We start from the raw sequence: 6,448 nt of genomic DNA on the forward strand, positions 1-6,448 counted from the left end.
ACCCTCTTTCCAAAACTTGGACGAAGTGACATCGTATACTTGCCCTTTATAGGCGATATAGGCAGGCATACCGTCCTTCCCGTTGTATTGTCGAAGCTCTTCCTCGCTAAATTGTTGCATACATTCCTGCTTCTATTACGTTACAGATACTTTAGTCCAAGTTGGTAAATATAAAAATACAAATATAAACTAATACTATTTACAAAACTTATTTTTTAGCTTTGATATTTATTTCGTTCGCCCTGAGTGTGTCGAAGGGTAGAACGGTTCATGGTTCGACAGGCTCACCACGAACGGCACCTTCCTCGTCATTCCCGACTTGATCGGGAATCCAGCTTAAGAAAATGCCAAGGCTTATCAGTTAAAGGATCGATTTCTTTAAATTTTTCGTCTGTTACAAATGTATCTTGAAAAATTTTCCAACCATTCTTATGCGGAACAAACATCCATAGCCTTGACCTGTCTTCTTCTAATCTTAACGCATTTCCATAAAGAGGGCTTTCATCAGTATCCAGCATTAATTCAACTTTGATTTTTTTCTTATCAATTTGGATTTCACCATTCCTAAAACACCATTTTTGATTTAACTCATCTTTATAACACTTATTTTGAAATAGTCTATTAAAATAAATCGTATTTTCGTCAAAATCTTTGCTTACCCGTATAAAAGGTCCTTCCCAGTGATTTGTAAACTCATTAATAATCCATAATTTATTTTTTATGATAGAGCTACATTTTGGTTGAATAGAACCTTCATGCCAACCAGTAGCAGCGGTAACTACTCCATGTTTGTCAATATTAACCCTGCTAATACCGTTATAAGATTGCTCTTGTGTTGATGACCACTTTCGTTGTATTGGAATATTGTGCCAGAGTACTTGATCAGCATAATGACCGGCATATTTTGCCAAAATATTTTGCTGTTCACATGTTGTATTTAAATCTAAACTCCAAAGAGGAACTAAACATAAAATGAGTAAAAAAATTTTATTCATGAATATCCATTTATCTATTTTCCAACTCACTCACAACCTGCCGCATTTTAAGAAGCGAGTCGGGATTGAGTGAGATCGAATCAATCCCCTCCTCCACCAAAAATCGGGTGATTTCGGGATAATCGGAAGGTGCCTGACCACAGATACCGATGTATTTACCCCGCTCTTTACACGCACGTATCGCCATGGAGAGCATCCTCGTCACCGCCTCGTTACGCTCATCGAACACTGCCGAAACGAGGGTACTATCCCGATCAACGCCGAGGGTGAGCTGAGTGAGATCGTTGGAGCCGATACTGTAGCCGTCGAAGATTTCCAAAAATTGATCGGCTAAAATGACGTTTGAGGGGATTTCGCACATCGCGTAGATTTCCAAGCCGTTTTCCCTCTGCACCAATCCCGCTTCGTTCATTACCGCAATCGCTCTACGCCCCTCATCGGGAGTACGGACGAAGGGGAGCATCACTTTGACATTAGTGAGCCCCATATCATCCCTCACCCGTTTCAGTGCTTCACACTCCCACTCAAATGCCTCTTTGTATTGCTCAGAATAATAACGGCTTGCTCCGCGAAATCCGATCATCGGGTTCTCTTCATCCGACTCGTATGCCGCGCCGCCAACCATATGCTTGTACTCGTTGGATTTAAAATCACTGGTACGGACAATGACAGGACGGGGATAAAATGCCGCCGCGATCATCCCTACCCCCTCAGAAATCTTGTCGATAAAAAACCTCTTTGGATCATCATACCCCAACATCGCGGCTCTAATCGCTTTGTGCTCACGAATTTTTTTGCCGCGGGAAAGTTCAACCAGTGCCATAGGATGCGCTTTGACGGTGTTGGAGATGATAAACTCCATCCGCGCCAGCCCTACTCCATCATTAGGGAGTTTTGCCACTTTAAAGGCGATATCTGGGTTACCGACATTCATATAAAGTTTTGTCTTCGTCGGAGTAAGATTGCCCAAATCGATTTGAGTAATCTCATACGGAACCGATCCCTCATACACCCGTCCGTTCTCCCCCTCCGCACAACTCACCGTTACCGCATCACCATCGTGCAATATGTCGGTCGCATTGATCGTCCCGACGAGTGCAGGAACACCAATCTCACGTGCGACGATAGCGGCGTGACACGTTCTCCCTCCGCGATTGGTGATAACAGCGGAAGCTTTTTTCATAATCGGTTCCCAATCGGGATCGGTGATATCGGCGACAAGGACATCTCCAGAGAGGAAAGATTCCCCTTCAGCGGGTGAGTGGATAATTTTGACATTTCCGGAACCGATCTTATCACCGATTGCTTTGCCGCTAAGGAGTATTTTCGCACTCACTTCTCCTCCGAAACGGTACTGCTCCAACGTCGTATCACTCATTTTACGGCTTTGTACCGTTTCAGGGCGGGCTTGAACAATAAAAAGCTCACCCGTAAGACCGTCTTTAGCCCATTCGATATCCATCGGACGGTATTCCCCGGCCATTGTGCTGTAATGCTCTTCGATAATCAAAGCATAACGGGCCAGTACAGCCACCTCCTCATCGCTAATCGAAAAGGCCTCTTGCAACTCTTTTGGGGTGGAGAGGTTCATCGTATGGTGACGCTCATCGTAGGTCATCGTGAGGGCTTTAGAGCCGAGTTGGCGTTTGAGGATAGAGACTTTATTCTCTTTGAGGGTCGGTTTAAAGAGAAAAAATTCATCAGGGTTAACCCGTCCGCCGACGATGTTCTCCCCCAACCCCCAAATCGAGTTGATGAGGATCAGATTTTCCGAGCCGTTTTCGGTATCGATCGTGAACATCACCCCGCTGCTGGCCAAGTCGCTGCGCACCATTTTCTGCACCCCCACCGAAAGGGCTACGGCAAAATGGTCATACTCGCGACTGTTGCGATAACTGATTGCACGATCCGTAAAGAGTGAGGCAAAACACCGCTTGACGTGTTCGATGAGCATCGTCTCTCCCCGGACGTTCAGGTAACTCTCCTGCTGCCCTGCGAAGCTCGCATCGGGCAAATCTTCGGCCGTTGCGGAGGAACGTACCGCCACATCTACCGACGCCGTGCCGTACTCACGCTCCATAGCACGATAACTCTCGGCAATTTCGGTTTTTAACACTTGCGGCATTTCACCGCTGAGCATGAGAGAGCGTATCGCATCCCCGCATCGGTTCAACGCTTCAATGTCACTCAGATCGACGCCGTTAAAAAACTGACGTATTTTCGGTTCAAAACCATTATGAGCGATAAAGAGACGATACCCTTCCGCCGTTACCGCAAACCCTTCGGGAACTTTTACCCCCAGAACTTTGAGAGAACCGATCATCTCTCCCAAAGAGGCATTTTTACCTCCGACCAATGCAATATCATTGATTCCTAATGAATCCAGAGCGCGAATGTAACGCATAATATCTCCCTTTAGGGCGTAGTATCTGTAGAATACCATATAATACGTTTATCTTTTATCGGAATACTAATGCACACAATTTTACTGACCACTCTCAATGCCCGCTACGCCCACACTGCACTAGGTTTGCGCTATCTCTATGCCAACCTGCACGAGCTCCAATCCGAGGCAAAAATCATCGAGTTTACGATGAACGAACAGATCCAGAGTATTGTCGAAGATTTATTAAAACACTCTCCGAAAATTATCGGAATCGGTGTCTATATTTGGAACGCTGCGCAGAGTGCGGAGCTGATACAAACCCTTAAAAAAGTCTCTCCTGAGACGATCATCGTCCTCGGCGGTCCCGAAGCGGGATATTTGCCGCATCGTGTCGATTTTAGCAAAGCCGATTTCATCATCAGCGGTGAAGGGGAAGTAGCATTTTATGAGTTGTGCAAAAAAATCTTTGCCAATGATTTACCTAAAGAGCACTTCATTAAAGCTCCTCTTCCCGACCTTAAAGCGATAAACCTCCCTTATTCCGCTTTCAATGACGAAGACGTGGCGCACCGCTACATTTATGTCGAAGCCTCACGGGGATGTCCGTTCGAGTGTGAGTTCTGTCTCTCCTCTATCGATGAGAAAGTGCGTAATTTCCCACTTGATCAGCTCCTCGAAGAGTTTGAAACTCTTTGGCAACGCGGTGCTCGAAGTTTCAAGTTCATCGACCGTACCTTTAATCTCAATATGACCTTTGCCAACCGCATCCTCGATTTCTTCCTCTCCAAAGAGCCACCCTACTTTGCCCACTTCGAAGTGATCCCCGACCATTTCCCTGATGTGCTCAAAGCCAAAATTGCTCAATTTCCCGCAGGATCGTTGCAGCTCGAAATCGGTATCCAAACTCTCGATCCTGTGATTGCCAAAGGGATCAATCGACCGCTAAAGGTAGAAAAGATTTTTGATAACCTACGATTCCTGGAAAATGAGACCTCTGCGCACATGCACCTCGATCTTATCGTCGGGCTTCCGGGAGAGAGTATCGAAGGATTCGGACATAATCTAGATACCCTCGTTTCTCTCACCCACAGCGAAATACAGATCGGTATCCTCAAAAACCTCTCAGGAACCACACTCTCACGTCACGATCAAACGCACGGAATGATTTACTCCGACACACCGCCTTATGACATCCTCCAAAATAATATTCTCAGCTTTAGCGATATTCAAAAGATGAAACGGTTTGCACGATTTTGGGATATTTTCTACAACAGCGGAAGCTTTACCAAAACAGTTCCGCTCCTTTGGAGTCAGGGGAGCGTATTTGAGGGGTTTTACGCATTCAGCGAATGGATCTATACCCAAACCCTCTCCACGTGGAAAATATCGCTGGATCGTCAAATTACATTGATACATACCTACCTGTGTGAACTTCATGAGACAGCGATTGTAGAAGAAGCCTTGATAGATGATCTATCCTCACGCCCTGAAAAAACCATTCCGTTTTTTCTACGACAATCGACTCAAGAGAAAAAAACAAAAGAGATAAATACGGTTACACCGAAACGGCAAGCAAAAAGAATTTAGTTTAAGAAGAAGTGTTGAGAGTGCCTGAGAGTGACGAATTCTCAGGCGGAAAGCTTAACATAAGGAGAATGTTGAGGGCCCGAAGGCCCTGAAAAGGAAGAGATTCTAATGAAGTATTAGAATTTCAAAGAAGCGATGATACGGATCGTATCAGTTGTTTTATCCGTAGTATCTGTAGCTTTTACATCTTTATCAAATTGAGTATAGATAGCTGTCAAATCAACCGGTCCAACTTTAGTTGCCGCAACCACATCCCACGCAGTAAAATCAGTACTTGCAGTTGCAGCACCTGCTACAGCAGCTATTGCACCAGCGTTAGCACCAACTTCTGATTCTGCATAACTTGTTGAAAGGGTTACACCCGGAATCAATTTTGTCGATGCACCGATTTTCCATGTATCAGTATCCGGTGCAGCAGCGATTTCACCATCCAACCAGATGCTTCCGAGTGAAGTATATAGGCTTGATTTATCACCTGTCGCAGTATTTGCAAATCCAAGAGTACCATCACTCACTTCTGAGTATGCTGCATAAAGGTTTACACCTGCAACATCTACCGCAGCTTTAACAGCAAATACATCTGAAGATTTTTTGACTCCTGCCAAATCTTCATTACCAGCCACATATCCTGCCGCAATTACAGTAGCGCGTGAAAGTTTTGGATCCATACCGGCATATTGAACACCGATTGTTACCATATCCATCACTTTAGCATCTGCTTGCAACCAAAATGCATCCGCGATAGCACTTACATTATAATACCATCCTTGTACTGTTGTATTAGGAATTGATTTATTGATAGCACCGGCAGCATACGCACCTTCAGTTCCAAAATTGGTAAATTTACCTGAATATGCTACGGTTGATCCACGCCCAGTTGTTGTTTTGAGCAAACCTACACCATTATGTTTACCGACGTACGCAGCTACCAAAGTCGTATCAGGAAGGTCATTGTTTAAAAGAACAGCTGCTTCAAAAGTATTGTCAACAACGTTCCAGTTTTCAGTAAATGCTAGTGGAGTACTTAGCGCTTGGCGACCGATTTTAGCCGTTGTTTTACCCATTGTATATGCTAGATAAAGTTCTTCTGTCCATGATTGATCATCAAGTTGTGCAGCACCTGCACTAGTCCCAGTAGCATCAAATTTTGCAGCTGGAACAGCTCCAACCATATTATTTTCAAGACCAAGAGTTGAAAGAGCAGTGACTTTTACACCTGCACTTAAGCTTTGAAGTAAATCTGCAGTCGCACCAACACTTAATTTAACTTCAGCTAATGAGTTAGTATCATTATCAAAAAAGTCTTGAGAAGTAGTTGCACCAGCACCTGCTCCACTGTACTCAGATGTTTGATACCATACTTTTGCTTCACCGTTTACTTTTACGTTATCGATTGCGAACGCGCTTGTTCCAAGAGCCATTACAGCGACTAGACTAAGTTTTCCTAATTTCATTCATTCTCCTTCAAGAAACCGTCCGA

At 44.5% G+C, this 6,448-nt stretch carries 5 protein-coding genes; 1 reads left to right on the plus strand and 4 read right to left on the minus strand.

Annotation, left to right across the window (positions count from 1 at the left end):
• The 3 genes from A2517_RS12000 to ppsA form a co-directional block, all read right to left on the minus strand.
• Positions 1-120, minus strand: a 120-nt coding sequence (locus tag A2517_RS12000) for a cytochrome b5 domain-containing protein (protein ID WP_367187989.1), incomplete at its 3' end; no start/stop codon positions are given.
• Positions 121-308: 188 nt separating this feature from the next.
• On the minus strand, positions 309-995 hold the full coding sequence (locus A2517_RS07250; RefSeq protein WP_294895580.1) for a hypothetical protein: 687 nt from the start codon (positions 993-995) through the stop codon (positions 309-311).
• Between the two features lie 10 nt (positions 996-1,005).
• Complete coding sequence (ppsA, locus tag A2517_RS07255; RefSeq protein ID WP_294895582.1) at positions 1,006-3,399, minus strand: pyruvate, water dikinase; 2,394 nt, start codon at positions 3,397-3,399, stop codon at positions 1,006-1,008.
• A 69-nt stretch (positions 3,400-3,468) separates the two neighbouring features.
• On the opposite strand from ppsA, the gene A2517_RS07260 reads away from it, so the two are divergent.
• Positions 3,469-4,968, plus strand: coding sequence for a B12-binding domain-containing radical SAM protein (locus A2517_RS07260; RefSeq protein WP_294895584.1), 1,500 nt, complete (start codon positions 3,469-3,471; stop codon positions 4,966-4,968).
• 116 nt (positions 4,969-5,084) lie between these two features.
• Here the strand turns inward: A2517_RS07260 and A2517_RS07265 are convergent, their stop codons facing one another.
• Positions 5,085-6,422 (minus strand): hypothetical protein, encoded by a 1,338-nt coding sequence (locus tag A2517_RS07265; protein ID WP_294895586.1) that lies wholly within the window; start codon positions 6,420-6,422, stop codon positions 5,085-5,087.
• Positions 6,423-6,448 lie beyond the last annotated feature (26 nt).

This window comes from Sulfuricurvum sp. RIFOXYD12_FULL_44_77, from assembly GCF_001830725.1.
Taxonomy (GTDB): Bacteria; Campylobacterota; Campylobacteria; order Campylobacterales; family Sulfurimonadaceae; genus Sulfuricurvum; species Sulfuricurvum kujiense_A.

Excerpts from the sequence above, each read along its gene's own strand:
- A2517_RS07250 (WP_294895580.1), bottom strand. The coding sequence starts at position 995 with ATGAATAAAATTTTTTTACTCATTTTATGTTTAGTTCCTCTTTGGAGT.
- A2517_RS07265 (WP_294895586.1), bottom strand. The coding sequence starts at position 6,422 with ATGAAATTAGGAAAACTTAGTCTAGTCGCTGTAATGGCTCTTGGAACA.
- A2517_RS07260 (WP_294895584.1), top strand. The coding sequence starts at position 3,469 with ATGCACACAATTTTACTGACCACTCTCAATGCCCGCTACGCCCACACT.
- ppsA (WP_294895582.1), bottom strand. The coding sequence starts at position 3,399 with ATGCGTTACATTCGCGCTCTGGATTCATTAGGAATCAATGATATTGCA.